A 26,815-nucleotide genomic window follows, 5' to 3' on the forward strand; every position below is an offset into this window, starting at 1 on the left:
TTGCGGCCATCGTCTGCGTTGGGATGCTTCGTTTTCTTCTCAGCCTCGACTGGGATCTGATCCCCTGAGCTTCCGGTTATGAACCGGCGCCGTTAACGACGAGCGACGCAGGCGGCGACACCCTGGCCACACCGATGGTCTTGATGCGCAGCCGATCCGCATCGCGCACCCGGAACTCGAAAATCCCGATGCAGGAGCACCTCGTCGCGAGGCGGGATACGCCCGAGGCTGTTGAGCAGAAAGCCGGCCGCAGACGTGAAGCTGTCATCGTCGCTGACCAGACCATCCGATTCGAGGGCTTGCTCCAGTTGGTGCAAGTCGGCGTGCCAGCGGCTGACCACTGGTCGTTGCTCAGTTTCTGGATCGCCAGTGTTTCGTCCTCGCCGGGAAACTCTCCCGCAATGCCTTCGAGCACGTCGAGGGGCGTGACCACTCCCTGCATGATTCCCGACAAGCGTACCGCGCAGCTCTGGCGCGTCACTATCGCCATTCCACCGACCCGGACCAGCGTGGACGCCGTACCGGGCGTCGTGCCGGGCGGTGACCTGACCAGCGACTGCGCAGCAGCGGGCGCGGCCAATCCTTGACTCCGGCCATGGCCAGGCTGGCGAACTCGCGATGCGCGAGCCGCTGTTCGTGGGATTCTTCTTGCGGTGACGAACCGATGGGCATCGTTTTCTCCTTGGTGGAAATCTCCGGTCATGAGACCGGGGGATACGCGCTGGGCGGCACATTGCGCGCCGCCCAGCGTCATCGGGTCAGGCCAGCGGGGCGGGTCGGCCAGTTGCCGCTCGCTCAATGCCGAAGATCAATCCGCACGACGAGCCCAGGTGCGCGCGACAGCACAGACGGGCTCACAGCAAGCCTGAGCGACGCGAGGATCTCGCGACGGGCAGCTCCAACGTATCGTGACCTTGCAGGACCTGATCGAGGCACTCACAGGCGAGTTCCGGCCGCGCGATCCGGAAACCTCCTGGGCCGTGCAGCGCGCAATTGGCTACTGGACGGTCATATCCCCGTGCCCGACCTGAAAGACCGTCTGGATCTTGATGAAGTACCCGAAGAGAACCGCGGCCGCTATCACACGCTCAGCGGTCATGATGATGCTGATCACCAGCCGATTGCCGAAAACGGGCGGTACGGTGGAGTGGGGGGCTGGCGCCTGGAACCGTGGACATGGATGGCAAGACCATCGACAACGTGCTTGCGACGCGCCTCGGCAGGCAGGCGCGGGGCGAAAGTCACAAAAAAGTACCGGCCAAGCATGAGTGCTGATCGCGCGATGCATGATGCATGCGCGCGAACCCGTGATCAACAACGCCGGGGCCAAGCTGTCCGGTCCATTCATCGACCAACCGACAGACGACGTCGCTCGCCTGATAACCCCCAACACCACTGCGCTGTCAGGCCGGCCAGTGCCATCGCCCCGCGCCTGGTGCAGGCCAGCAAGGGCGCGATCGCCAACATCGGGCGATGGTAGGGGCCTGGTGCCCGAGTTCTGCATGTCGGTGCGACTAAGGCTTTGTGCTGCTCCTGTCCCAAGGGCTGAGCCTGGAGCTCGCAATTAAGGGCGACTTCGGCGTGCGTTTTTGACGCGACGGCGATTCGCGCTGCCGGCGCGAAGAGGGACTTGAGAGAAGCGGGCAATTGCGCAAGCGGCAGAGTCCCTCGCCCGCACGCAGGTACATCTCTTCAGTGTCGAGATACAGGCCTGCAGGTGCAGTGTCACCTGCCTCGTGAACCTTTGGCACCGTTGAACGAGCTCGCGCTAGCCCGGGCCTCGCGATACTGCGTTGGCGTCAGCCCGTAACGCTGCTTGAACTCCCGAGCGAAGTGGGCTTGCGTGGAGAAGCCGCAGTCCAGTGCGATGTCGCCGATTGACCTGTAGGCGTGAGCGGCGTCGGCGAGCTTGCGTTGCGCCAAGGCAAGGCGCTCCTGCCAGATCCACTGCGTGACGCTGCGCTCGTATTTCTCGAACATCCGGTTCAGATTTCGCAACGACATGGCCACGTGGTTTGCGACCGCTTCGGCGTCGAGTTCGCGATTCCCCAGGTGTTCGGCGATAAAGCGCTCGGCCCTCAAGAGCCGCAGAGCGTTGACGTCATCGCCTCGGGGCGCGTCGTGCGCCGAGGGGCGAAGCAGCATCCGCAACCTCGCGCGAATTTCCTCATGCAAAGCTGGAGCGGTATCGGCAAGCGGGTTGTCTATGAAACCAATGATCCCGTCTCGCAATGGCTGTGTGAGCAGTTGTCCTGCGCGAAGACTGCCATCAATCTTGAGTAGCGAAATTCGCGAGATGTCGTCGCCGGACTCGAACAGTTCGTCTGCCTTGACGTCGATCAGCAACTGGCGCATGGGCCGTGTGAACCCATACAGGTACGGCTTCGCCGTGCTGTAGATGATGAGGTCGCCACTGCGGACCAGGTCACAACGGCCGGACTGGTAGAAAAAGGCCTCGCCTTCCAACAACAGGCAGGCAAAGAGCGAGTTCTTCGGATGGCGGCGAACGATGGGCATCGTGCGCTCCACCACGTGTTCGTTTCCGGCGATCTCGGCGATGCGGAGCGCGCTCAAATCGAAATTCCGCTGCCGCGCGTTGAGGCCTTCTTCTGCATAGGAAGAACAGCGAAGCCCGACCAGTTCGGACGCGGTGTACGACTCCCAGTAACGCAAGCGCTCTCGCGCCGGCGCGAACTCCGTTGCGCCTTCCCTGAAGGGGACGCAACGACCCTTCTCCGTGGCGGTGGATTGCATGATGTGGACGACGGGCCGACTGCAGTACAGGAGCGTACAAAGGTTCTCGAAATCGATCTTATCTGTCGAACGGCTGCAGCACGTGGCTGCCCCATCAGGGGAATCCCTGAGGGCATGCCGATTGTCCAAGGCAGGCAAACAGTTCGTCCTGCCTGGAACAGCGTCCGCGTTCGTTCGAAGACAAAGTCGTGTCTCCCCACACCTGTTTGTACGGAGACGACGATGATTGCCGAAACTGAGTTCTGGCGGGGCATTCCCCCGATCGCCAATGTGTTCAAGCCGGACGCCAAGCCGGAGGTGCACATTCCCGATGCAGCGACGGACGATCTGCGCTACTACGTGCCCTTCAGCGAGACCGTGTCGTCGCGCCCGCTGTGGATCTCGCCGAGCGAGAACAGGTGGGCCGATGTGCTGCGTTCCGACAAGCCGGGCCTCGTGAACCGGCACTACCACCCGCACGAGGTCTTCGCGTACACGATCTCGGGCAAATGGGGCTATCTCGAACACGACTGGATCGCAACGGCCGGTGACTTCGTCTACGAGACGCCGGGTGAGGGACATACGCTGGTCTCGTATGAGCATGCCGATCCGATGCGGGTGTTCTTCATCGTGAAGGGACCCCTGATCTGGCTCGATGAGAACGGCGGGTCCACCGGTCACTTCGATGTCCATGACTACATTCAGATGTGCCGCGAGCACTATGAGAAGGTCGGTATCGGCGCCGCGTACGTCGACACGCTGTTCCGCTGAGCGCCATGAAGGCACTGCGTTGGCACGGGCCACGGGATCTGCGATTGGTGGACCTGGTGGACTCCGCGTTGCAACCCGGCGAGGTGCGCGTCCGCGTTGCCTACTGCGGGATCTGCGGGAGTGATCTGCATGAATACGTCGATGGCCCGCATGCCATTCCCGTCGAATGCGCACATCCCATCTCGGGGCGACGCGCACCGCTGACGCTGGGGCACGAGTTCTGCGGCACGGTGGTCGAATCGGCTGCCCTGGACGTCCGGGTCGGCGCGCGTGTTGCCGTCGAGCCGGAATACCGCTGCGGCACATGCGACTACTGCCGCCAGGGACAGTACAACCGCTGCATCTCCATGGGGTTCGTCGGACTCATGGGCGATGGCGCACTTGCCGAGACGGTCGTGGTACCTGCGTACACCGTCCATGATCTACCGGAGCAAGTGCGCTTCGATCAGGCTGCTGTCCTCGAGCCAGCTGCCGTCGCGCTGCACGCCGTGCGAACCAGCGGGCTGCGGCCGGGTGATGCCTGTGCGGTCTTCGGCATGGGACCTGTGGGCCTCTTGACCGTCGCCATGCTGCGCCAGTGCGGTGCCGGCGAGATCATCGCAGTGGATGTCCATGCCGGACGCCTGGCGCTCGCCGCAGCGATGGGGGCCAGCAGGGCCGTTGATGCTTCGCGCCACGACAGCACCAGCGGAATCCTCGCAGTCACTTCAGGCCGGGGGGCTGCGCTGGCATTCGAAGTTGCGGGCTTGCAGGCCACCATCGACTCGACGCTCGCGTGTCTGCGCAAAGGTGGAGAGGCGGTGCTCGTCGGCCTCATGGGCAAGGCCCAGGTGGACATCTTCGACATCGTCAATCGAGAGCTGCGGCTGACGGCAAGCGTTGGCTACCGGGATGTCTTCCCAACGCTGATTGCGTGGACGGCCAAAGGGCTCATCGACCCGTCCGCGATCGTCACCCGAAAAGTGTCGCTTTCGCAGGCCGTACCCCAGGGATTCGAAGCCCTGATTTCCGACAAGGACCAGGTGAAGGTCCTGGTCGCACCCAATGGAGAGGATCTGAGATGACTTTTGCACCGACACTTTTCGAAGGGCGCAACGCGCTCGTCATCGGCGGGACTTCAGGCATTGGCGCCGGAACTGCGCTGCGCCTTGCAGACCTGGGGGCGACCGTGCTGGCCGCGGGCCTGAAGGCCGATGGCGAGCACGCACCGATGCATGACCGCATCCGGTGCGTCGAGCTCGACGTGACCGACGGGCCTGCACTGCAGGCCATGCTGTCGCAGCAGGGCTCGATCGACATTCTGGTCAACTGCGCCGGCATCAGCCGCGACCGGGCGGAGTATGAGCTGGATGTGTTCGAGCACGTGCTGGACGTCAACCTCACATCGATCATGCGCGCCTGCAATGCGGCCGTGCCAGCGCTGATCCGCTCCCGCGGCTGCGTCGTCAATGTCGCCTCGATGTTCAGCACCTTCGGCAGCGCGGACCGGCCCGCCTACGCGGCAAGCAAAGGCGGCGTGGTCCAACTGACCAAATCTTTGGCCCAGAGCTATGCGCCCGCGAAGGTTCGTGTGAATGCTGTTGCGCCGGGCTGGATCACCACACCGTTGTCCGAAGCGCTGAGCCAAGACGAAGACGCCAGCCGGCGAATTCTGGACCGGACGCCGCTCGGGCATTGGGGCGAGCCCTCCGACGTGGCCGACGCCATCGTCTTTCTCTGCTCACCTGCTGCCCGGTACATCACCGGCGTCACCCTGCCCGTGGACGGCGGATACCTGACCGTCTGAATGAAAAGGCGCATCCGCGCTCCCTCGTAAAAATCCAAGGAGACAACATGACACCCCACGCTCGCAACCGCCGACTCGTTCTGCAGGGCACTGCCGCCGCTGCCTCCGCCGCAGCACTTGGCCTTCCCCGCTTGGCGTTCGGCCAGGAAAAATCCATCAAGCTGGGGTTTGTCAGTCCGCTGACCGGACCCTATGCACTCTTTGGCGAGACCGACCAGTACATGGTCGGCAAGGCGCGCGCCTTGCTGGCGTCCGGCATCACCACCGGAGGCAAGACCTACCCGGTCGAGATACTCGTGCGTGACAGCCAGTCCAACCCGAACAAGGCGGCTGAACTCGCCGGGAATCTGATTCTGAAGGACAAGGTGCAGCTGATGCTGCCCTCGTGCACGTCGGAAACCATCAACCCGGTGGCCGACCAGTGCGAGCTCAACGGCGTTCCCTGCCTGTCGACCGTGCAGCCATGGCAAAGCTACTTCTTCTCGCGCGGCGGCAAGCCGGACAAGCCCTTCGAGTGGACCTACCACTTCTTCTGGGGGCTGGAAGACATCATCGCCGGCTTTGTCGGCATGTGGGGTTCCGTTGCTACGAACAAGAAGATCGGGTTCCTGTTCGAGCGCAGCACGGACGGCGAAGCTTGGGCCAGCAAGGAGTTCGGCTTTCCGCCGGCGGTCACCAAGGCGGGCTACACCTTCGTGACGCCTCCATTCTTCCAGCCGCTCACCGCTGACTTCTCTCCGCAGATCGCCGAGTTCAAGAAGGCCGGCGTGGACATCATTGCCGGCATCACCTTGCCGCAAGACCTGAAGACCTTCATGGCTCAGTGTCGGCAGCAGGGCTTCAAGCCGAAGATCGTCACGGTCGGCAAGGCCTTGCTGTTCCCCTCCGCGGTGGAGGCCATGGGGGACCTCGGTGAAGGGATGAGCAGCGAGGTCTGGTGGACACCCACTTTCCCTTTCAAGTCGTCGCTGACCGGAGAAACCAGCGCCAAGATCGCTGCCGACTACGAAGCGGCCAGCAAGAAGCAATGGACGCAGCCGCTCGGCTACTCGCACGCGCTGTGGGAGGTGGCCATCGACGTGCTCAAGCGCAGCGGCAAACCGCACGACCCGAAGGCCGTGCGCGATGCGATCCGCGCGACCGATCTCACGACGGTGGTCGGGCCGGTCAACTGGAAAAGGGGGCCAGTCGCCAATGTGGGCAAGACCCCGGTGCTGGGCGGCCAATGGGTCAAGGGACAGAAGTTCAAGTACGAGCTGGCGATCGTGGACAACAGCACCGCGAAGATCGTGCCGGCGGCGGCCAAGCTGAAGCCGCTGTGAGCAAGGTGTTGCTGTCGGCCCGGGGCTTGCAGAAGGCCTATGGCGCGAATGTCGTCACGTCGGACGTCGACTTCGATGTCAGCCAGGGCGAGGCCCTGGCGATCCTCGGCCCCAACGGGGCCGGCAAGACAACGCTGTTCAACCTGATCAGCGGCGACGTGGTCGTCGATGGTGGTGAACTGACGTTCGACGGGCGCCGGCTGCGGCGCGAGCGGCCCTTCGAACGATGCCGGCTCGGCATCGGGCGCACGTACCAGATTCCGAAGCCCTACGCCGGAATGACAACCTTCGAGAACCTGCTCGTGGCCGCCATGTTCGGGGCCCGCCTGGACGAAGCCGGTGCCAGCCGGCACTGTGCCGCGGTGCTCGAGCAATGCGAACTCCGGTCCAAGGCGAACATCCCGGCAGGCCAGCTCACGCTGCTGGACCGCAAGCGGCTCGAACTGGCGCGCGCGCTCGCGAGCCGCCCGAAACTTCTGCTGCTCGATGAGATCGCGGGTGGGCTGACCGATGAAGAGGCCGACAAGCTGGTGCAGCTCGTGCTCGACATCAAGCGGCAAGGCGTGACCGTCGTCTGGATCGAGCACGTGCTGCGCGCGGTGATGGCGGTGGCGGACCGCGTGATGGTCCTGGACTCGGGGCGCAAGCTCACGGAGGGCCTTCCTCACGATGTGATGGCGGATCCGGCGGTGCAGCGCATCTACATGGGAATCGAAGCATGAGCCGCAATCCGCTGCTTTCCACGCATGGGCTTACCGCGGGCTACGGCGACTTCCAGGCGCTCTTCGGCATCGACTTCGAGATTCATCGCGGAGAGGTCGTGGCCTTCATCGGCGCCAATGGCGCAGGCAAGTCCACGTTCCTGAAGTGCCTCATGGGATTGGTGTCGACCTCGCCGGGCACGGTGCGGCTGGACGGTGAACCCATCGCTCGCCGATCGCCACACGAATCGGTCCAACTGGGCCTTGCGATGGTTCCCGAGGGGCGGCGACTCTTCGCCGGCATGTCGGTCGAAGACAACTTGCTGGTGGCGCGGGACCATGGGCGCCAACTGCCCGAGAACGGCCGCGCGTGGACGCTGGAACGCGTGCATGCGCTCTTCCCCGTGCTGCGCGACAAGCGGGACGCGCGGGTGGAGTCGCTCTCCGGAGGGCAGCAGCAGATGGTGTCGATCGGCCGGGCGCTCCTGTGCAATCCGCGGCTGCTGTTGTGCGACGAGATCTCGCTCGGTCTCGCGCCGCTGGTCATCCGCGAAATCTATGCGGCGCTGCCCACCATCACGGCCGAGGGCACCGCCGCGTTGATCGTCGAGCAGGATGTCGGTCTGGCGAAATCGGCCTCATCGCGCCTGTACTGCCTGCTCGAGGGCAGGGTCACGCTACACCGCGCGTCGGCCGAGGCCAGCCGGGCGGAAATCACGCAAGCCTACTTCGGAGCTTCTCATCATGCAGTGGCTTGACGCAGCGATACAGGGCGTGCTCCTGGGAGGCCTCTATGCGCAATACGCGCTGGGGATGTCATTGATGTTCGGCGTGATGCGGATCGTGAACACCGCCCACGGCGATCTCTTGATCCTGCTGTCGTTCGCGGCGATCGTCATCGCGACCTACCTGGGCATCGGGCCCTACGCGACGATGTTCGTCCTGGTGCCTCTGGCCGCCGTCGGCGGGTATGCGCTTCAGCGGCTGGTGTTGAACCGCGCGGTCGGAAGCGACCCGCTGCCTTCGCTGATCGCGACGTTCGGCTTGTCGATCACGATCCAGAACGCGCTGCTCGCCGGGTTCACGGCCGATGCGCGATCGTTGCCAGGCAACGGGCTGGAGTCGGCGAGCCTGTCCATCGGACCGCTCTTCGTCGGCCTGCTGCCTGTGCAGATCTTCTGCGCGGCACTGCTGCTGACGGGGGCCATCCACCTGCTGCTGCGCCGCACGCGATTCGGTCGCGCCCTCCGGGCGGCGGCGGCCGATGCCGACGCGGCTTCGATGATCGGCGTGAACCCGCGCCACGTTTACGCGGGCGCCACGGCGCTGGCGGTGGGCGTGCTCGGGGTGGCGGCTGTGTTCCATGCCTTGCGGGTCACCGTCTCGCCCGCCGATGGTCCTGGCCAGCTGATCTACGCTTTCGAGGCGGTCATCATCGGCGGCATGGGGTCGCTCTGGGGCGGGTTCCTGGGCGCGCTGCTGCTCGGCGTCGCGCAAGTAGTCGGCGGACGGATCGATGCCGGCTGGGGCTCGCTGGCCGGCCATCTGGTTTTTCTCGCCGTGTTGGCGGTCCGGCCCCAGGGCCTTTTTGGTGGAGGCAGCCGATGACGAAATCAGTCACCCCGCAGGGCGGACTCGTCTCGCGGCAGACGCGCGGGGGGCGTGCTGCACTCGCCATTGCCGCGGTGGCCCTGCTGCTGATGCTTGGCTTGCCCTGGTGGGCCGATTCGGGAGTCACTCGCTCGGTCGTCGAGTTCAGCTGCTATCTGGCGTTCGCGTCGATGTGGAACCTGCTGGCGGGCTACGGCGGGATGGTCTCCATCGGGCAGCAGGCATTCCTGGGCGTTGCCGCCTACGCGATGTTCGCGCTGGCCAATCACTTCGGAATCGACCCGTTCGCCGCCGCAGCGCTCTGCCTGCTGGCCCCCGCGCTGCTTGCCGTGCCCACGTACGCGCTCCTGCGCCGTCTGGAGGGGCCATATTTCGCGATCGGAACCTGGGTGGTTGCCGAAGTGTGCCGGCTCGCCATATCGAACACAGAGTGGCTGGGAAGCAGTTCGGGCATGACGCTCCGGGCCATGCAGAAGTACACCCTCGAGGAGCGCCAGGTCGGGGTCCTCTGGTTGGCGGCATTGATGCTGGTGTTGACGGTTGGTGGTAGCTATTGGCTGTTGCGGTCGCGGCACGGGCTGGCGCTCACGGCCATGCGCGACAACGCGGTGTCCGCCTTGAGCCAGGGCGTCGACGTCGAGCGATTGCGCTTCCTCGTCTTCCTGGGCGCGGCGGTCGGAACCGGCCTTGTCGGAGCGGTCTACTACCTCAGTGCGCTGCGACTTTCGCCGAACGCCGGCTTCGATCCCAACTGGATCGCCATCGTGATCTTCATGGTCATGGTCGGCGGCATCGGAACGTTGGAGGGGCCGCTGATCGGTGCGGTGCTTTACTTCGCGGCCGATCGCCTGTTCTCGAGCTACGGTGCCGGCTACATGATCATGCTGGGCCTGCTGACGTTGGTCGTCGCGCTTTATGCCCGAGGCGGATTGTGGGGTGCGACTGGCGGCCGCTGGGCATGGCATTGGTTCCCGACGCGGTGGTGGCTTCGGTCTCGCGAAGGCGAATGAAGGACTACTGCCCCGTCCTCGATTTCTGAGGGTCACCATGCACACTACCCATTGGTCAACAAACCGCGTGTTCGCCTGTGAACGCGCCGATGCCTGGAGCAGCATCAACACGCGGTACTTTGGTCGCTTGAGGGTGTCCAGCCTGGATGACGAGCCCCTCGATGCGTCCCTCGACACCTACGATGTTGGTGCCCTGCGCATGTTCAGCATCACCGCGCCGGCGCACCACGTGGCGCGCGACAACACTTGCGGTGAACTTCCGACGGAAGAGTTCTACAAGCTCGTCCTGCAAGTTTCCGGTCGCGGTGTCGTCGAGCAAGAGCACCGACGCGTGGAGCTTCAACCGGGAGAGTGGATCCTCTACGATCCTCGCGCGCCGTACACGATCACCAACCGCGAACGATGCGCACTGCTGGTGACCCAGGTGCCGCGTGCACTCCTTTCAGGACTGAAGCTTTCCGGGCCGCTCGCGGGACAGGCGGGCCACGACAACGTGGCTGGCCTGCATGGTGTTTTCGGCACCTACCTGCGTGCATTGAGCGAGCAATTGCCCAGCCTGCCCGATGGCGTCGGGCAAGCCATCAGCGAATCGGTCATGGGGCTGCTCGGCTCGACTCTGGTCGAGACCTTTCGCCGTGTCGGCGAGCCGTTACCCCTGCCCTCTGTCCTGAAGCTGCGGGCGCAGCAGTACATCCAGGCCCATCTTTGCGAGCCGGACCTGAGTATCCAGGGGGTCGCCGACGCGCTACGCTGTTCCAGACGCTATCTGCATAAGGTCTTCGAGACCGACCCGGTCGGCCTCGAGCGGCAGATCTGGAACGCACGGCTCGAGCGCTGTCATAAGGCACTCATGAACGAAGTCCACGTGGGCCGATCCGCTGGGCAAATCGCCTACGCGTGGGGGTTCAAGAGCACCGCCCACTTCTGCCGCCTCTTCAAGCAGCATTACGGCATGACACCCGGCGAGTGCCAGCGCCTGTCCTTCGATTCACGCCGCACCGCGGTTCTACAGTAAGCGACGCTCTCCGCAGCGTGCCTCGGGTCGGACCATCGGCCGCGGTTTCCGGATGAGCGACCGGCCCGCCCAACGGGCTCTGGTCGCCACGGCGCCGCCGTCAGCTGCAGCTGAGGCGGGCGAGCGCCTTGCCCGCGCCAGCGACCGCAGGCAGCTTCTGCTTCACGCAGGCCGGGTCGTGCGCCGTGTAGGCGTAGGGGATGCCCACCGGGAACACGCCAGTCGTGATCCAGTCGGTCGCGTCGCGCGACGGGGAGGACGAGCTGGCCACCCAGGTGATCCCGTAGGTGCTGAAGTCGGCCGGTGTCTTGATGTTGTTGTTGCGCAGTTCCCAGAAGCCGATCGCCGAGCTGTCGCGCGAGGTCACGGGGTTCTGCGTGTTCTCGAAGTAGTTGCCTTCGATCAGCGAGAAGCCACCCATGCGGATGTTGGCACCCGAGGTGGCCACGCCGCTGTACAGGTTGTTGTAGAGGTGCGTGTAGCCGCCGCGCTGCAGCGGCAGGCGTGAGCCGACGTTCTCGTAGACGTTGTGATGGAAGGTGATGAAGCGGTCGCTGGAATCACTGTCGCTCGAACCGATGAGGCCGACCTTGTGGTGGTCGTGGATGTGGTTGTACGAATAGGTGATGTGGTGCGCGCCCGCCTTGTTGTCGAGCAGTCCGTCGAACTCCAGGTCGCCGGCGCCCGGGCACTCCTTCAGGCTGCTGAACAGCGTGTTGTGGTCGATCCAGATGTGGCCCGGAAAATTGCCTCCCTGGCCCTCGATGCCGATCGCATCGATCGAACCCGGCAGCAGGCCGATCGTCATGTTGCGGATGACGATGTTCGCGGCATTGGCCTTGATGGCCAGCCCGAAGTTGGCCGACGAGTTGTCCGCGCCTTCGATGGTGATGTTGCTTTTGTCCTCGATATTGACAATGGCGCCGGCCGGCAACTTCCACTGCGTGCAGGCATCGGTGATGCTGGCGAAATCGAAGGTTCCGTTGTAGCGGATCACCAGCCCACCGTTCCCGATGTAGGCGTCAATGGCTGCCTGCATCTGCGCAGCGGTAGACACCGTGATGGCCGCGACCTTGCCGCCTCCCGTGACCTCGCCGGCAAATCCGGCGCTGAGGCTGCTCGAAGTGGACGCTGGCGCAGGACCGGAGGAACCATTTCTGCTTCTTCTCGCCAACGCGAGCGCGCTTTGTCAGAAACGGGAAATTTCCACGGACGAGGCAGCTCGGCCGATTCGGGAACGTCACATTTGTCGCTTGTGACAAATCGATCGAACGATTGCCTGTTGTCCTGCGTGGGGGCCGCATTCGGCGCAGCAAGGGCCGGAAAGAACCGTACGTCGCGAGGCTCCGATGTATCAGGACTCCGCCGTAAAGCCGACGAGTTTGATCAAGCGGCGCCATTCCTCGGTATCGGCCTTGATGAGGTCGGCCAGAGCTTGCGGAGTGCTGGGCTTCGCAGTCATGCCGACGTCTCCCAATGCAGCGATCATTTCCCCCTGCGCCAGAACCGGCTGAACATAGGCAGCTGCGCGACGCACGATGTCTTGTGAGGTCCTTCCGGGAAGGAACAAACCAAACGACTCCGTGGCCGTGATTGCATATCCCTGCTCACGGTACGTGGGAACATCGGGAACGAACGCGTTGCGGCCATTCCCGGAAACAGCGATGAGTCGAAGCCTTCCGCTTTTGAGATGCGGCAGGAAGCTTCCCACTGTCGACGAATAGGCGGACACCTGGCCGCCCATCAGGTCCTGCAGTCCGGGCGCGTCTCCGCGATAGCCGACATGGGTCAATTCGGTGTTTGAAAGCTTGGATAGCAGGATGCCAAGCAGGTGAGGCGTGGAGCCTGCGGCGGGCGAGCCAAAGTTGGCGTGGGTCGGATTCGCCTTGCACCAGGCGATGTAGTCCTTGATACCCCGTACGCTCGCAGGTACTGCCGGGCCCACGGCGAACCCGAAGGCGAACGAGCAGATCGAAGACACGGGCGCCACGTCCTCTGCGACGTAGGGGAGCTTGCGGTAGGTAAAGGGGTAGACGGAGAACGGCGCGGTGGGCGACAACAGCAAGGTGTTCCCATCCGGCGCACTGTCCTTCAGCGCCGAAATGGAAATCTGCATGGCCGCACCTGGCTTGTTTTCGACCACGACGGTGTTTGCGTAGCTGCCTCGCAGCTTTTCGGCCAAACGTCGCGCAACCGCGTCCGTGGCGCCTCCTGGCGGAAAGCCGACCAGTATTCTCGCGAGCTGCGTGCCTTGCGAATGCGCATTGCGCATCGGGGTAGTGCCCAGGGCCGCCATGGCGGCGAGCTGGCTTGTAAATTTACGGCGTGTGGGCATCTCTTTGTCTCCTGGCGTTGACCGCCGGCCTTGTTCTTGTAGATAGAGCGGCACGCTAGATGGACATGCAGACGCTCTTTTGTTCCGTATAGGACTCGACTGCAGCGCGGCCCAGGTCGCGACCGAAACCGCTTTGCTTGTAGCCACCGAATGGCAGGTTCGCGTCGAGCAAGTTATGGGTGTTGACCCAGACCGTGCCGGCCTTGATGCGGGGGATGATCCGGTGCACCGCGGACAGATCGTTCGACCACACGCTGGCTGTCAGTCCGAACGGCGTGTCGTTGGCCTGGCGGATGGCGTCCTCCACATCGTCGAACGGCATGGCGACGAGCACGGGTCCGAAAACCTCTTCGCGCACCACCTGCATGCCGGGATTCACGTCGACGAACACGGTGGGCTTGATGAAGCAGCCAGCGTCGCGTGCGCGTTCTCCGCCGGTCAGGGCCGTCGCTCCCTCGCGGAGTGCGCCGTCGATAAACCCCATGACCCGGTCGAAGTGGCGGCGCGAGACAACCGGCCCCAGCTGCGCGGTGGCGTCGAACCCGGAGCCGATACGCATTCCCTCTGCCTGGCGCGCCACTTCATTCACGACCTGGTCGAACAGGCTGCGATGAACATACAACCGCGAACTTGCGGCGCAGACCTGGCCCTGGTTGAAGAAGATGCCCATGGCAGCGCCTGCGGCGGCGGCGACAGGGTTGGCATCCGGCAAGACGATCATGGGAGACTTTCCACCCAATTCCAGCGTGAAACGCGCCATGCGATCGACTGCGGTGTGGCCGATGGCACGTCCGGTTTGCGTGCTGCCGGTAAAGCTGATCTTGTCGACACCGGGGTGTGCGCACAAGGCCGCGCCAGCCGTGCCGCCTCCACACACGACGTTGAGTGCACCGGCGGGAATGCCCGCCTCCAGCGCGAGTGCGGCCAAGCGCAAGGCGGTCAACGGCGTCTCGGGCGATGGCTTGAGCACCACTGTGCATCCCGCTGCCAGTGCAGGTGCGATCTTCCAGAGCGCGATCGCCAGCGGGAAGTTCCAGGGCACCACCGCGCCGACCACGCCCACGGGTTCGCGCTGCGTGTAGGTGTGGTAGCGGGCTCCTGGAGGAAACGGGATCGAGGGCTGCAGCGTGCTGCCTTCCAGCTTGGTGGCCCAGCCAGCCATATAGCGCACGAACTCGGCAGAGAAACCCACGTCGATCATGCGCGCAACACCCTGCAACTTGCCACTCTGCAAGGTTTCCATGGCGCTCAGTTCGTCCGCGTGATCTTCGATCAGTTGAGAAAGGCGGAACAAGGCGCGCTCGCGGTCGGCGGGCCGCATCCTGGACCAGGCGGAGTCCTCCAACGCCCTTCGCGCCGCCGCGACCGCGGCATCCACGTCGCCCGCGTCACTGTCGGGCGTGCTGGCCACGACCAATTCAGACGCCGGATCGACGACATCGATGCGCTTGCCGCTGCGGGATTCCCGGAATACGCCGTCGATGAAATTGTCGAAGCTGCGACGCGAGAGGAAGCCGATGCGTGCCAACTCCTGCTGGGAAAGGTCTTTGGGGTTCATGGTGCGGGATGTGGTGGTTGCTAGAGAGAGAAGAGATCGCACCGCTCAGCGGCCGAGCATGAACTCGGCACCGCGCTCGGCAATCATGATGGTGGGCGCATTGGTGTTGCCGCTGCAGATGGTGGGCATCACCGAGGCATCGCACACGCGCAGGCGCCCCACGCCGCGCACGCGCAGCCTGGAATCGACGACAGCCATCGGGTCACCTCCGATCCGGCAGGTGCCCACCGGGTGATAAACGGTCTTGGCGTACTGGCGCACGAACTGCTCCAGATCGCTGTCAGGCATGTGCTCCTGAGGGCCCGGATAGATCTCCTCGGCGACAACCTTGCGCAGCGAGGGCATCCGCATGATGCGGCGTGCCAGCTTGAGGCCGCGCACGAGCGTATCCACGTCTTCCTGCTCCGAAAGGAAGCCTCCATCGAAATGAACCGGGTCCATGGCATTCGCACTGACGGCCCGCACGCGTCCACGCGACTTCGGGCGCAGGAAACAGGGGTCGATCGAAATGCCGTGCACTTCCGGCATCGGACGATCCACGTCCCCCACCAGAACGGGCAGCACATGGAACTGCACATCGGGACGTCCAGTTCCGGCTGTGTCGACGAAGCCGCCGCTCTCGACCACGTTGGAGGTAAGGAGGCCCGTCTTGAACAGCTCCCATTGCACGCCGTGCTTCAAAGCCGTGAGGCCCTTGTCCTGGCCGAGCAGGCTGATCGGCTCCTTGCAGCGGCCATGCGCAATGATTTCCAGATGGTCCTGGAAGTTCTCGCCTACACCGGGCAGGTCGCAATGAACCGGGATACCCAGTTCCCGCAGCAATTCGCCGGGGCCGATGCCCGACACCTGCAGCAGCTTGGGCGACGCGAGTGCACCCGCGCTCAGCACGACCTCGCGGTTGGCAAGCGCCTTCACCGTTCCACCATCGTCTCGGCGGTACTCGACGCCGGTCGCGTTGCCGCCCTCGATGATCACCCGCAGCACGCGGGCACCGTTGACCATGGTGAGCTTCGGGTCGGCGAGCACTGCGGCAAGGTACGTCGCCGCCGTGCTGCCGCGCGTGCCGTTGATCGTCGTGGTCTGGTAGAAACCTACGCCTTCCTGGGTGCCGCTGTTGAAGTCATCGTTGTACGGAAGGCCCGCCTCCTGCGCAGCCTTCAAGAACGCCAGGCTCAGAGGGTGCCGGTACTTCGTGTCGCTGACTTGCAGAGGGCCATCGGTGCCATGCATCTCACCGGAGAAGCGCATGTTGCTCTCGGCTCGCTTGAATGCAGGCAGGACATCCTTCCAGGCCCAATCGGCGCAGCCGGCGTCAGCCCATGCGTCGTAGTCCGCGGCCGCGCCACGGACATAGATCATTGCGTTCAGAGAACTGCCGCCACCGTTCATGCGCCCCTGCGGGACGTACATCTTGCGGCCATTGGCATGCGGCTGAGGAACGGTTTCGTAGACCCACGAGCGCTCCGTCCCGATGACGCGAACAAATGTCGCAGGCATTTTGACGAACTTGCTCGCATCGGTCGGACCGGCCTCGAGCAGCAACACCGAATGACCTGCCTTGACGAGGCGGTGCGCGATCACGCATCCGGCCGAGCCGGCTCCGACCACGATGTAATCGATAACTTGAGTCTCCAACGTCTGTCTCCGATTTTCTTAGATACTGGAGGCAGATAGTCGAGCGATAACCCGGACGCTCAAAGGCAAACCTGACCGAGTGCGCTCTGAATCAACTCGCAGTACGCGCTCGGGCAGTCCAACCCGAGTGGGAGCTTTTTACCGGCAGCGTCGTGAGCTGACTGGAGGAGCTGTGTTCCTTGCCTGCCTGCGAGCTCCGATGGCTATCAGCGTCCTCAATCTCGCCGCCGAGGCAGGGCCCAGGACGGCCTCCACCCGGCAGTTGCCGCAGTCCAACTCACCACCGCTATCTGACAGCCGACCCACTGCGCGCTGGTGCTCGTATCAACTACGTGTCGACGCCGGGGAGACCAAATCGAAGGGCGGTCGCAATTCTGAGGCTCAAGGATCTGCCGGGACAGCCGTAGACTGGGTCGTTGACCTCACTCAGACGCGTTTCCCGCAACTTTGGGGGCAGCAGATCTGCCATCTCATCTGTAAAGGGGACTGTCGACGGCGCATCGCCATTTGTACCGTAGCACTTCGTTGAGGTGAGGCCTGCCAAGGGTTGCGATGCGACAAATGCTGAGGGTGATAGCTCCGGCTTGGCTAGCTCGGACTAGCGAAGCGCATGGATCGGCGCTGTGCTTGGGGATGGCCTAGCTGAGTGTGGACGACGGTACTTTTGACGGTATCTTTCCATGAGAGAATGAAGAAAGTGAGCGTTCATGGGCCTCTCTGTCGTAAATTCGAGTCAGACAAGCGTCAAGAACGGTACCACCAATGTTGGGTGCTGGACCGAAACAGGCGCCGTGAAGGCACCTTCACGCGCCGACGGCTCGCGCTTCGAGGGTCTTCGCATCGACGGCAAGCCCGCCCAGGCCGCGAGTATCGCGCCTACGGATCGCTGGCCGAGGACGACCGCTACGACAAGGGCGTGCTGTCAGTGGGCGCGCGCATCGACGCCGAGAAGTTCTTGCTGCTGGCCCGACTCAACATCGTCGGGTGCGTTGCCTACATCGGAGCACAGCGGCAGTCCAGATGAGCAGCGCGCGCGGCCGGTCAAGATGGGAAGACTGAAATTCACGATTTGGGTGCTACGGCAGTGGTCGCCCCGACACAGTGCCGATCAGCAAGCCATCATGGCCCTCGCCATAGCCGATGCGGATCATGCGATCGGTTTCGGCCAGGAAAATGGTGGCCTTGTCCAACTGGCCCTTGAGGGATTCATGCGGGCGAATGAGCGTGCCGCACCCACGGTACATGAACAGCTCGAAGTCGTTGCAATCCACGACGATACCGTGGTCCGGGAACATCTCATCCCACAGCTCGCGGATAGCGCGGCGCAGGTCCTCCAATTCGGATGCACTCGGACCCTCCACGGCGAGCAGCAGGTGCACGAGGTAGTCGCCCTTCGGTGCGTGATCGACCTTGCGGATATCGCCCACGATGGCGCTGCCGTAGCGGTGCTTGAGCGCCTTCAGAAGACGCGTGGTGGCATCCACCATGCGCTTGAAATTGTCGCGCTGGTTCAACTGGTAAGGGCCCTGGATGGTCAGTTCCAGGCGCTCTACATGCGCGCTCGGGTGCTGCCTCACTAGATCCGAAAAGTACGAGCGGAGTTCGCGAGCGAGGGCATCGTTGCGGGTCTTGTGCAGTTGCTCCACTCGACCGGCTTGATGTGCGTTCGCGCGCTCACGCACCCGCTTGATGAAAGCGTTGCTCAGGTTGGCAATCACGGGGTCCACATAGCCGAGTCGCCACGCGTCGAGATTGGGGCTGGGCAGCATGTGCGGCAAGATTGCCGTAATCAAGCCCACGGCAGCGAACTCGTCAACTGCGAGTTGCACACCCCAGTCGAAGCGACGATCCTGGTGATGCAACTGGGCCAACTCAAACAGATCGCCCATCACGGCAAGCAAGGCAACCCCCACTTGGGTGACTTTCCAGCAATGCCGCATGGGCGTGAATGCACGCGCGCCCGTGCCGCGCAGCATGCGCACCTGCTTGGCGAAGGCCCTGATTTGCAGGAGAACCTCTCCGCGGCCAACCGAGGCTGGGGTGATGCCGGCCCGGACTACTGGCAGGGAAGCCGCCAGTTCTCCGTAGACGGGCACGATATCGCGCCCCCAAGGCGCGGGCTGACGTTGGATCTCGATGAGGCACAGGCGCTCGTTCAGGGCCGCGCGCGAATCTTGAGCCATCGTGCGCGCAGAGGCGGCGCGATCGCGAGGAGCGGCCGCGCCACCGCCCCCATGCCGGCCCGAGGCCGGGTAGTACACACGTTCAAGGGGGCTTGACCCCGGACGTGCCGGGAGAATCAGCATGGGAAGCATGGCGGCGGTCTTCTTACATGAAGTGCAAATGGTTTTTCTCGTACTGCGTCACCGACATGCGGATGCGCGAACCTGGCGGGCGCTTGCGGGGGCGTCCTGCGAGATCAGTGGGCAAGGGCTTCTTGGGGAAGCGGCCCTTGCCAAAGGTGTCGAACGACTGCGGAACGTCCAGCTTCACGAACAAGCCTGCCAAGGTGAAGTAAGCCGCGATGCGGCGCAGACCTGCTGCGACTTGGGGATCGCGCAGATTGACCAGGCCAACGGCGCGTCGATGGTGACGCCCGCCATCCTTGTTGCTGCTGTGCGCATGGCCTCGGCCGCCCGTCAGTTGTTCCCACTTCCGGATCAACTGCTCGACCACGGCCACGTGATCCTCATTGCCTCGCGCACGCAGCACGACCACAAAGTGCTTGTGAAAGCCGCTCTCGCGGCCATGCTCAAGCGTCCAGGCAAACCCCAGCAGCAACGCCTTGCCGAAGTGGTGGGCCATGAAGCGTTGGAAGCGCGTGCACAAGGGGTGGAATTCGTCGAGCAAGGCGAGGTCCGGCTTCTCCCCGAAATTGACGGGCTGGGAGTCGTGGGGGCGCAGGAACACTTCGAAACGCAACACCACCGCCTCTTCATGGCGTTCGGCCAGCCAGTCGAACCCGTCGCACAACCCGTTGAAATTGGCGATCGCATTGCGACGGAAATTCTGCTGCGCCTGTTTCAATTCAGGGGCACTCAGGCTACGACGCAAGACGCCGATCACGCATTCAATCTTGCGCACCAGCGTTTCCGCATCCTTGAGGGACAAGGACTTATTCAGGGAGCCGCGAAATTTGAGGGGGAAGAGGCGCGCAATTCGCTGCATGAGCATATAGACTGGGGAGAAAGCGTAGGGTTGGTACTCCTCGTGAATGAGTGCGAAATCGGTCTCAAAGGCTCGTGCCAATTGTTCGCCGAGAGGCGTGATCACCACCTTCGCAAGGCCATTTGCTTCTGCAACCAGAACAACTGCCGGGCCCATGCTCGTCGCCAGTGCCTTGGCGGCTTTGTGGACGTAGGCAATGGGTCCCGAACGATCCCGGGTCACGTTCAGCTGGTCGACCCGGCGGTCATTCAGCTTGACACTGTTCCATTCGAGGTGGCGCTGGCTCATAGCCTGCGTGCCGAGCAGATCGAGGTTGTCATCTTCGGGATGCGAGCGAGCAAGGTCTCGCATAACGATGGGTTTGATTTTCATTTTTTAGACAAAAGGAATCCTGATGCTCATGAGAGCATCTCAGAGGGTTCAGGGGGAGGATCTATTGCGCTAGCTACCCTGCACAGCCGCAAGCGATGGGCAAAGGCAAGGCCTGAGGCTTGGTGTTAGAAAATCTCGGTGAAGAGATATTCATTGACTCAGCGTAATGCGTAGGAGGATGTGGCTTTTGCAATAGTTATAGAGGGGGATTTCTTCGAGGCCGAATAGAAGCCGGAGCCGCCTAGGCCAGAAGGTCCGATATCGTGGATGCGCTGGGCATTGCCCGTGCATCCCGCTCATGGCGTTTTGCTTCCATCGGCATACACCTCCTCTGGTGCTAGCGGCTTGAGGGCAGCCAGCTACCGAGGAGGGGGCGTTTTTTAGTTCGCGGCCGAGTGGGAAAAACCTTGTGCGGCGCAAGCGTCAGGTGGGCCAAGACCAGCTGGACATACTCCAGCAGGTGACCTGGCCTGGCGCTCAGATCCGCGGCGTGTAACCGAAGCCCTTGCTCGGAAGAGCACCGAGCGGCATGCCTTGTTGCGCGGCGGTCTTGGAGCGATTGCGAGGACGCTGTTGACCTGCGGTGCGCAGCCACTTGAACAAGGCGTCCTGATCCCAGTAGGGGATACGGCTCTTCGGATAGTAGAAGGGCAGCGGGAAGGATTCGTCGTGGTACGGGCTCTGCTCATCCATGCGCGCATGGAGCATGGTCTTGGACAGACGGGTGATGTGCAGCACTTCGTCCTTGCGCAGACGACCGGGGTACGGTGCCTGCTGATCGTTCAGCGGCGGGTTAGGCGGCATCGTTGGCGAGATGGGCGCGGCCGCCTCGTAGGCGGGGCGCGAAATGGGCGGAGCACCCGGAGAACGGTAGGGGATCATGAGGTCCTTGAGTGAAGGGTTGAGATGCAGTTTGTCGCGCGACAACTGGATTTCACCTTGACCAAGAGCCTTCTCCTATGAGCATGCATGCACACCTTGCTCGATTGCGTGGAGAGCTGTCGGCACCCATGGCGCCTTGTCGACCTGACCTCCGATTTCGAGGTGCTTGCCATCGAGTCCGACCGGCCCTTGTCGGAGTCGGCCGTGCAGGACACCATGGTGTCCTGCACGGCCGGGGCTCTGCTCGTGACGGAGGCCGCAATCCCTGTGCCTTGTGTCCATGGCAACCAGCGATCATGGAGGGCTGGCTTTGAATGACCGTGGCTGCCGAATGATGGGCAGTCCTATTTCTTCTTTTTCGGGGATGGCGCCGTTCGAGCCATTTTAAAAACGTCCATCCGGTCCGGCATTTGTTTGAACCAACCTATGAGCAGGTCTTCAAAATCATCTGAGCGCAGTTCTTTGACGAGTTTGTGTTCCAGTTTTTTGAAGATTGTTTTGGATGCCTCTCGATAGTTTTTCCACGGCTTGAGCTCACGAGCCAGATTGCAGGCTTCTTCCCTAAGCCGCATGGTGGGCTCGTGCCGAATCAAGGCTTTCTTGAGCCCTTGTTTGCTGTTGTTTTCTTTGATGAGAGTGTCTGCCGTGATGGCATCGTGCTTTTCAATGCAATTTTGGAATCCGCACCAATAATACGAATTCAGCAAGAGCTCAACCGAGAGCAGATTTTCCTTTGCATTGTGAGCTTGCAGCGCTTCAACCGAAAGCGCGGTGCAAACATAAATAAGAAAAAGATCCGATGGAATATTTTCTCCTTCGATTGAAAGAAATTCTTTCAATACGTCGAAATCTGGGAAGTTGTCTTTCAGAAGTTTTTGGGGGTTGGCCTGAGAATATCGGAGTAGCGGGCGATATACTCGCTCAAAGTAACCAAGTCCTCCGTGGCGAGGCTCTATTTCGATATACTGATTTTGAACGGCGGCGACGAGCTCGGCCATTAGTCGGCCATACTCCGATTTGCCTTCTTTGGCTTGAAACTCTGAAAATTCGGTGGCCATCATTTCTTCTTTTGGCATTGCTTGAAGTGAGTTTCGAGCTAAGGGGGAGTGAAATTCAGGTTTGAAGTGAATGGGAGTCATAAGCGCTAAGGTCATTGACGCGCATGAACAGATGCTTAATCTACGGGAGGCCGCGGGTTCAAAAATCCGCCCCAGGCATTCATCATTTCGCGGCGGCGTTCCAGTGCGTCGCTTCGCCGGTACGCCTCCTCTGTCTTGTTTTCGATCACGTGGGCAAGGGCCATCTCGGCGAGGTCCCTGGGGTAGGTGGTTCGGTCGCCGACCCAATCTCGAAAGGTGGATCGGAAGCCGTGGGGGACGGCATCCACCTCCATGCGCCGCATGACCGCAGTCAGGCTCATGTCCGAGAGTGCCTTGTTCTTGGTTCCAGGAAAGACCAGGTCTGTCCCTTTGGTTCGGGGCAGGGCTTCCAGCAGACTCACTGCGGCGTTGCTCAGAGGAACACGGTGTTCCCGTCCCGCCTTCATGCGACCGGCAGGAACGTTCCAGATTTTCGCGTCCATGTCGAACTCAGACCACACTGCGCCTCGTACCTCACCCGACCGTGCGGCGGTCAGGATTACAAATTCCAGGGCGCGTGCGGAGGTCCCGGTTCGCTCCCGCAGGTCGGTCATGAAGACGGACATGTCGTCGATCGGGACGGCTCGGTGGTGTTTGACCTTCTGAATCTTGGTAGGGGCAGGGAGCACCTTGTCCAAGTGTCCCTTCCAACGCGCGGGGTTGTCGCCAGAGCGGTACTTCCGGACAGCGGACCAGTCCAGCACCGACTCGATCCGCCCGCGAAGTCGAGAGGCGGTTTCGTTCTTCGTCTTCCAGATCGGCTCCAGGCACAGCAGGACATGCGGCAGGTCGACGTCACGCACAGCCATATCACCGATGTGCGGCGAGACGTAGGTTTTGAGCGTGCTCTCCCACTGCTGGCGGTGTTTGGCGTTCTTCCATTCGTCCGCCTTGGAGTTGATGAATTCAGTCACACACCAATCGAACTTCTTGTTCGCCGCCTCACTGGTTTGCAACGCCTGCTGCTGCATGCGCTTGGGGCTCAGGGGCGATGTGCCCAGGCGTACCTGTCGGTGAATCTCTCGGGCCTTCTCGCGTGCCTCGGCCAAGCCGACCTGAGGAAAGGGGCCCAAACCAATGTCGCGGCGCTGGTTGCCGACGAGAATGCGCAGTACCCAGCCGCGGTGACCGGCGGAAACGCGAAGATGCAGGCCTGGCGCGCCTCCGACTGCGTGTCGGCCTTCGGCCTTGAGTGCTGCGACGGTGCGGGCTGAGAGTTCTGTGGCGATCTTGGGCAAAGGGTCTGTCTGTGGAGTTTATTTGTCCCACATTGTGCCCACAAAAAGCATCGGCTGTTGTCGTCTACGATCGGACGTCTTCGGACTTCACTTGAGTGTTATTTCAATAAAATCAATAACTTAAAATCGTCTTGGCGCATCATGGGTCGATTGTTCGACGGACACACTCTCCGCCAGAATCGGTCCTGGCGTTCCCCTAGCCACCAGATCTGAGTAACTGCTCCAGCTTCGAGCCGCGTTGCATGACCTCCCCGACTCTCTGCATCCGCTGTGCTTCATCCAGTTTTGGGTCACGCATGATCTGCTGGCTCGCCTTGAACATCTCGAGGTTGGCGATGGCGATGAGCTGGCGATTCGAGGATTGGCGCCAACCCGTGAGCTTGTTGATGTTCCACAGGATCCTCTTCTCTTCCGGATCCTTTGTGCCAAATTCGTAGGCGAACGACGCGATCTTCTGCTTCAGCTGCGCCGAAAGGCCATTGCGCCACACCATCGGAGACTCCGGAATGTCCGGCGATTCCCAGATCACGCGAACTTTCGCAGCGTCCGACGGGCGTTGGGAGCGAAAGTTGTCGAGTTCCGATGTGTTGTTGGTAGCGACGTCGACTTCTGCATTGACGACGGCCATCAGGTTGGCCTCATGACTGCCGCGCTTGATCTCCTTGAACAACCTGGAGGCGTCGCTCACTCCCTTCTTGGTGAAAGCGAAGTACATCGGCACGACATGCCCCGACGCGCTTTTCTCGTCTCCGTCGCCGAAGCGAAGCTGTGGACCTGCGTGGACCACATCCTCAAGACTGCGTAGCTTGCTGTCTTGATGCGCGATCAAGACGGAGCGGTAGGACGTCTTGCCTTGGTTGACCATGACGGCAAATACGCTGCCGGCGCCCATCTCGACCACATCCAACGCAGCTGCGTTGCCAAGCCAGGCCAGATCCATGCGCCCAGCGGCAAATTCCTTCACGATCTCATCGACGCTGCCGAAAACACGGCGATCGATTGCCGTGTCCGCCGCAAGCGCCATCCGGTCCAGGAATGGATTCCAGTTCTCGAGCATGACGTCCGGATTCCGCGGGCTCATGAGTCCGAAGGTCAGGCGAGCAGCGTTCCCGGGCGCCGGGCTCCTTGCCTGAGGCGCGCCCTGCGCCCATAAGGATGAGCATCCGGCAAGGCCGGCTCCGATCAACAAATCGCGTCGTTTCACTGTGTCTCCTGCTGCTTCGACCAGCGTGTGTCTTCAAGGTTGGGCGGGCATGGGCATCCGGTGGACCAGGTGCACAGACCCGGTCGAATGATTGGGGCGCTTCGCCGCACGGCCGAGAGAGGAATCACGGTAGCTGCGCGAAAGTCTCTTGAAAGAATCGCGCCTCGGGGGGGGGGCGCTCGACTTTTTCTTTCGACTGCCTTTCACCAGTGCGTGGTGCAAGTCCCAGTTCGTGACGAAGTCGCTGGTGGCAACATTCAGTCATGAAGCTTTTGCTGGTGGAAGACGACTTTGATCTGTCGGGAATACTTTCCCGCAGCCTGTCATCGCGCGGCTTCGAACTTCTTTGTTGCAGCGACGGCATTGAAGCCTTGGCGGCGGCGCGGAAAAAGAGCTTCGACATCATCGTGCTCGACCTGTCGCTTCCCGGGCTTGACGGCCTCGAGCTTCTTCATCGCCTGCGAGGTGACGGCAACACGACCCCGGTGCTCATCCTGACGGCCAGGGGAGCCGTCGGGGACAGGATCGCCGGCCTCAACGCCGGCGCCGATGACTATCTGGCCAAGCCGTTCGACCTCGAGGAGATGATCGCGCGCATTGGCGCGCTGACGCGCCGCCTCGGTCGCAATGGAGAGCTCAGGTGCGGACGCCTTCGATACGAAGCTTCCGCCAATGCCTTCTACAAGGATCAGAGCCCGCTCGAGCTTTCGCAGCGCGAAGCCGATCTTCTGAAAAAACTCATGTCACGCGTCGACCACGTCGTCCCCAGGGAGGTATTGAGGGACGCCGTGTTCGGCGCAGACGCGGCGCAGTCGGACGCCATCGACGTCGTCGTGCATCGACTGAGGAAGAAGCTGGCCGGCGCGAACGTCGAAGTGCTCAACCTGCGGGGAGTCGGATATCTGTTGTGTGACGATGCATCGGCAGCCGCACAGCGTCCATCCGCCTGACATGAAGCTGTCGCCTCTACCGTCGCGGGCCACATCACTTCGGCGCTTCCTGCTGCTGTGGCTGCTTGGCGGGTTGTGGCTCGTGATGGCTTGCATCGTGTTCTTTCATCTGGTGATGGGCCTGATCAACCTGGCGCGCGCGCAGGATGAGCGTCTGGTCGCGAGGCTTGGTCGTCTCGAGTTGGCGGACGTCGGCAATGCCGAGGGGGTTTCGAGCTCGACGAGCCCTGATCCCATGTTCTATCGGTTCGGCGCGATCAACGGGAGCTGGATCGCGGGCGATCGGATGCTCGACGCATTTCCGTGGACGGCGACTCTGCCGGCATCCGGGGAACCCCGCTTCTATGTAGCCCAGCGAGGAAATTCGTCCGTGCGGGCGGCGGCGGCCCTGCGAAAAGACGCGAAAGATCCCGGCCGGAACATGGTTGTCCAGGTCGCCGAACCGATGAGTGCGCGCTTCGCGGTCTGGCGCGAGGTTCCGCCGGCATTGTTCGGCTGGCTCGGCGTGGTCGCCGTCGGGATGTCTTTCGTGGTGATCTCGGGAGTGGTCATGACATCGCGCTGGCTCGAGCGCGCCCGCCGGGCACTCGACGCCCCTCAGCTGGATGTCGAGCTCTACGACGGGCCGTCCGAGCTGCGCCCGGCGATGGCGCGGATGCACGACCTCCACCAGCGGCAGCGCGAGTGGGTGGAGGAGCAGCGGCGCTTCCTTGCCGACGCGTCTCATCAGCTGCGCACGCCCATGTCGGTGCTTCGGACCCAGTTGCAGTCGGCCATTGCGGGCGATGCGCCCGCTTCCGAGATCCTGCCGCAGATGCTGCACACGGTGGATCGCGCGACGGACATGGCCAATCAACTGCTGAGCCTGAGCAAGCTCGAGCAGATCAAGCGGGCGGGGCAGCTGCAGACGGTCGTGCTGCACGCCGTGGCCCTGGAGGCCGTGATGGAACTCGCCCCGCTCATCGCGGCCAAGCGGCTGGACTTTGCCCTGGAAGGCGACGACAAGCTCGGCGCCACCGGCGACCCGCTGATGCTGGGCGAGTTGCTGCGCAATCTGCTTGCAAACGCAATACACCACACCCCCAACGGCGGGCGTCTCGGCATCCTGGTGCGTGCCTACGCCGCAACGGTGGAACTGGTCGTATGGGACTGCGGGCAAGGCGTGGACGAAGCGCTGCGCCCGCGGTTGTTCCAGGCGTTCTCGGCGACCAAGGGTGGTGTCGGACTGGGGCTGTCCATCTGCCGCCAGATCGCGGAAGCCATGGGCGCGTCCATGGATATCTACAACCGCGTCGACGGCGGCCGGGTCATCGGGGTCGATGCCGTCGTTCGCTGGAGCCAAGGCCCCTGATCGTTGACGGCGCGGCACGCCACGCCGGCCGACC

At 62.7% G+C, this 26,815-nt stretch carries 25 protein-coding genes and 1 pseudogene; 14 read left to right on the forward strand and 12 right to left on the reverse strand.

Going from position 1 to position 26,815, the window contains the following annotated elements; all coding sequences use genetic code 11:
- Positions 1-76 precede the first annotated feature (76 nt).
- Positions 77-433: a hypothetical protein gene (locus ASC92_RS28530; protein WP_157609010.1), complete on the reverse strand. Its 357-nt coding sequence runs from the start codon at positions 431-433 to the stop codon at positions 77-79.
- Between ASC92_RS28530 and ASC92_RS28535 the strand changes: the two genes are divergently transcribed.
- Together ASC92_RS28535 and ASC92_RS27975 are read left to right on the forward strand one after the other, a co-directional pair.
- Positions 426-587: a hypothetical protein gene (locus ASC92_RS28535; RefSeq protein WP_157609011.1), complete on the forward strand. Its 162-nt coding sequence runs from the start codon at positions 426-428 to the stop codon at positions 585-587. The genes ASC92_RS28530 and ASC92_RS28535 overlap by 8 nt on opposite strands.
- 303 nt (positions 588-890) lie before the next feature.
- Positions 891-1,275, forward strand: a pseudogene (locus ASC92_RS27975) (transporter associated domain-containing protein); the annotation flags it as partial.
- A gap of 450 nt (positions 1,276-1,725) precedes the next feature.
- Here ASC92_RS27975 and ASC92_RS09010 read toward each other — a convergent pair.
- Positions 1,726-2,754: a helix-turn-helix domain-containing protein gene (locus tag ASC92_RS09010; protein WP_157609012.1), complete on the reverse strand. Its 1,029-nt coding sequence runs from the start codon at positions 2,752-2,754 to the stop codon at positions 1,726-1,728.
- A gap of 222 nt (positions 2,755-2,976) precedes the next feature.
- Here ASC92_RS09010 and ASC92_RS09015 point away from each other — a divergent pair, with 222 nt between their 5' ends.
- The 9 genes from ASC92_RS09015 to ASC92_RS09055 are packed head-to-tail and all read left to right on the forward strand — an operon-like array spanning position 2,977 to position 10,949.
- Positions 2,977-3,504, forward strand: coding sequence for a 2,4'-dihydroxyacetophenone dioxygenase family protein (locus ASC92_RS09015; protein ID WP_056513540.1), 528 nt, complete (start codon positions 2,977-2,979; stop codon positions 3,502-3,504).
- Between the two features lie 5 nt (positions 3,505-3,509).
- Complete coding sequence (locus ASC92_RS09020) at positions 3,510-4,568, forward strand: 2,3-butanediol dehydrogenase (RefSeq protein WP_056513543.1); 1,059 nt, start codon at positions 3,510-3,512, stop codon at positions 4,566-4,568.
- Positions 4,565-5,290, forward strand: a complete 726-nt coding sequence (locus ASC92_RS09025; protein ID WP_056513547.1) for an SDR family NAD(P)-dependent oxidoreductase — start codon at positions 4,565-4,567, stop codon at positions 5,288-5,290. The genes ASC92_RS09020 and ASC92_RS09025 overlap by 4 nt, the downstream gene beginning before the upstream one ends.
- Positions 5,291-5,337: 47 nt before the next feature.
- The gene (locus ASC92_RS09030; protein WP_056513550.1) at positions 5,338-6,612 is read left to right on the forward strand and encodes an ABC transporter substrate-binding protein; all 1,275 of its coding nucleotides are present in this window, start codon (positions 5,338-5,340) and stop codon (positions 6,610-6,612) included.
- A gap of 5 nt (positions 6,613-6,617) precedes the next feature.
- Complete coding sequence (locus ASC92_RS09035) at positions 6,618-7,334, forward strand: ABC transporter ATP-binding protein (RefSeq protein WP_235505754.1); 717 nt, start codon at positions 6,618-6,620, stop codon at positions 7,332-7,334.
- Positions 7,331-8,071 carry an ABC transporter ATP-binding protein gene (locus ASC92_RS09040; RefSeq protein ID WP_056513556.1) on the forward strand — a complete coding sequence of 247 codons (741 nt, stop codon included), beginning with the start codon at positions 7,331-7,333 and terminating at the stop codon, positions 8,069-8,071. The genes ASC92_RS09035 and ASC92_RS09040 overlap by 4 nt, the downstream gene beginning before the upstream one ends.
- The gene (locus ASC92_RS09045) at positions 8,058-8,921 is read left to right on the forward strand and encodes a branched-chain amino acid ABC transporter permease (RefSeq protein WP_056513559.1); all 864 of its coding nucleotides are present in this window, start codon (positions 8,058-8,060) and stop codon (positions 8,919-8,921) included. The genes ASC92_RS09040 and ASC92_RS09045 overlap by 14 nt, the downstream gene beginning before the upstream one ends.
- Positions 8,918-9,934 (forward strand): branched-chain amino acid ABC transporter permease, encoded by a 1,017-nt coding sequence (locus ASC92_RS09050; protein WP_056513562.1) that lies wholly within the window; start codon positions 8,918-8,920, stop codon positions 9,932-9,934. Before ASC92_RS09045 ends, ASC92_RS09050 begins: the two co-directional genes overlap by 4 nt.
- 37 nt (positions 9,935-9,971) lie before the next feature.
- A complete protein-coding gene (locus tag ASC92_RS09055) occupies positions 9,972-10,949 on the forward strand; it encodes a helix-turn-helix domain-containing protein (RefSeq protein ID WP_162245712.1) in 978 nt (325 codons plus the stop codon).
- A gap of 100 nt (positions 10,950-11,049) precedes the next feature.
- On the opposite strand, the gene ASC92_RS09060 is transcribed toward ASC92_RS09055, so the two are convergent.
- The 4 genes from ASC92_RS09060 to ASC92_RS09075 form a co-directional block, all read right to left on the reverse strand.
- Positions 11,050-11,988: a polysaccharide lyase family 1 protein gene (locus tag ASC92_RS09060; RefSeq protein WP_157609013.1), complete on the reverse strand. Its 939-nt coding sequence runs from the start codon at positions 11,986-11,988 to the stop codon at positions 11,050-11,052.
- A gap of 315 nt (positions 11,989-12,303) precedes the next feature.
- Positions 12,304-13,284, reverse strand: a complete 981-nt coding sequence (locus tag ASC92_RS09065) for a Bug family tripartite tricarboxylate transporter substrate binding protein (protein ID WP_056513571.1) — start codon at positions 13,282-13,284, stop codon at positions 12,304-12,306.
- A 55-nt stretch (positions 13,285-13,339) separates the two neighbouring features.
- The gene (locus ASC92_RS09070) at positions 13,340-14,842 is read right to left on the reverse strand and encodes an aldehyde dehydrogenase family protein (RefSeq protein WP_056513574.1); all 1,503 of its coding nucleotides are present in this window, start codon (positions 14,840-14,842) and stop codon (positions 13,340-13,342) included.
- 45 nt (positions 14,843-14,887) lie between these two features.
- On the reverse strand, positions 14,888-16,477 hold the full coding sequence (locus tag ASC92_RS09075) for a GMC family oxidoreductase (RefSeq protein ID WP_082519539.1): 1,590 nt from the start codon (positions 16,475-16,477) through the stop codon (positions 14,888-14,890).
- Between the two features lie 688 nt (positions 16,478-17,165).
- On the opposite strand from ASC92_RS09075, the gene ASC92_RS09080 reads away from it, so the two are divergent.
- Positions 17,166-17,501, forward strand: coding sequence for a hypothetical protein (locus tag ASC92_RS09080; protein ID WP_157609014.1), 336 nt, complete (start codon positions 17,166-17,168; stop codon positions 17,499-17,501).
- Positions 17,502-17,553: 52 nt separating this feature from the next.
- Here the strand turns inward: ASC92_RS09080 and ASC92_RS09085 are convergent, their stop codons facing one another.
- The 6 genes from ASC92_RS09085 to phnD form a co-directional block, all read right to left on the reverse strand.
- Positions 17,554-18,792, reverse strand: coding sequence for a hypothetical protein (locus ASC92_RS09085; protein ID WP_162245713.1), 1,239 nt, complete (start codon positions 18,790-18,792; stop codon positions 17,554-17,556).
- 13 nt (positions 18,793-18,805) lie between these two features.
- Positions 18,806-20,017 (reverse strand): hypothetical protein, encoded by a 1,212-nt coding sequence (locus tag ASC92_RS09090; RefSeq protein WP_157609015.1) that lies wholly within the window; start codon positions 20,015-20,017, stop codon positions 18,806-18,808.
- 477 nt (positions 20,018-20,494) lie between these two features.
- A complete protein-coding gene (locus tag ASC92_RS09095) occupies positions 20,495-20,944 on the reverse strand; it encodes a hypothetical protein (protein WP_056513586.1) in 450 nt (149 codons plus the stop codon).
- A gap of 299 nt (positions 20,945-21,243) precedes the next feature.
- The gene (locus ASC92_RS28540) at positions 21,244-22,038 is read right to left on the reverse strand and encodes a hypothetical protein (RefSeq protein WP_162245714.1); all 795 of its coding nucleotides are present in this window, start codon (positions 22,036-22,038) and stop codon (positions 21,244-21,246) included.
- Positions 22,039-22,073: 35 nt separating this feature from the next.
- The gene (locus ASC92_RS09105) at positions 22,074-23,276 is read right to left on the reverse strand and encodes a tyrosine-type recombinase/integrase (RefSeq protein ID WP_056513592.1); all 1,203 of its coding nucleotides are present in this window, start codon (positions 23,274-23,276) and stop codon (positions 22,074-22,076) included.
- Positions 23,277-23,472: 196 nt separating this feature from the next.
- Complete coding sequence (phnD, locus tag ASC92_RS09110; protein ID WP_162245715.1) at positions 23,473-24,480, reverse strand: phosphate/phosphite/phosphonate ABC transporter substrate-binding protein; 1,008 nt, start codon at positions 24,478-24,480, stop codon at positions 23,473-23,475.
- Between the two features lie 263 nt (positions 24,481-24,743).
- On the opposite strand from phnD, the gene ASC92_RS09115 reads away from it, so the two are divergent.
- Entirely contained in the window at positions 24,744-25,430 is a 687-nt protein-coding gene (locus ASC92_RS09115; RefSeq protein WP_056513598.1) for a response regulator transcription factor, read from the forward strand.
- A 1-nt stretch (position 25,431) separates the two neighbouring features.
- On the forward strand, positions 25,432-26,781 hold the full coding sequence (locus ASC92_RS09120; RefSeq protein ID WP_056513602.1) for an ATP-binding protein: 1,350 nt from the start codon (positions 25,432-25,434) through the stop codon (positions 26,779-26,781).
- The last annotated feature ends 34 nt before the right edge of the window (positions 26,782-26,815 follow it).

This window comes from Variovorax sp. Root411, from assembly GCF_001425205.1.
Lineage (GTDB): Bacteria > Pseudomonadota > Gammaproteobacteria > Burkholderiales > Burkholderiaceae_C > Variovorax.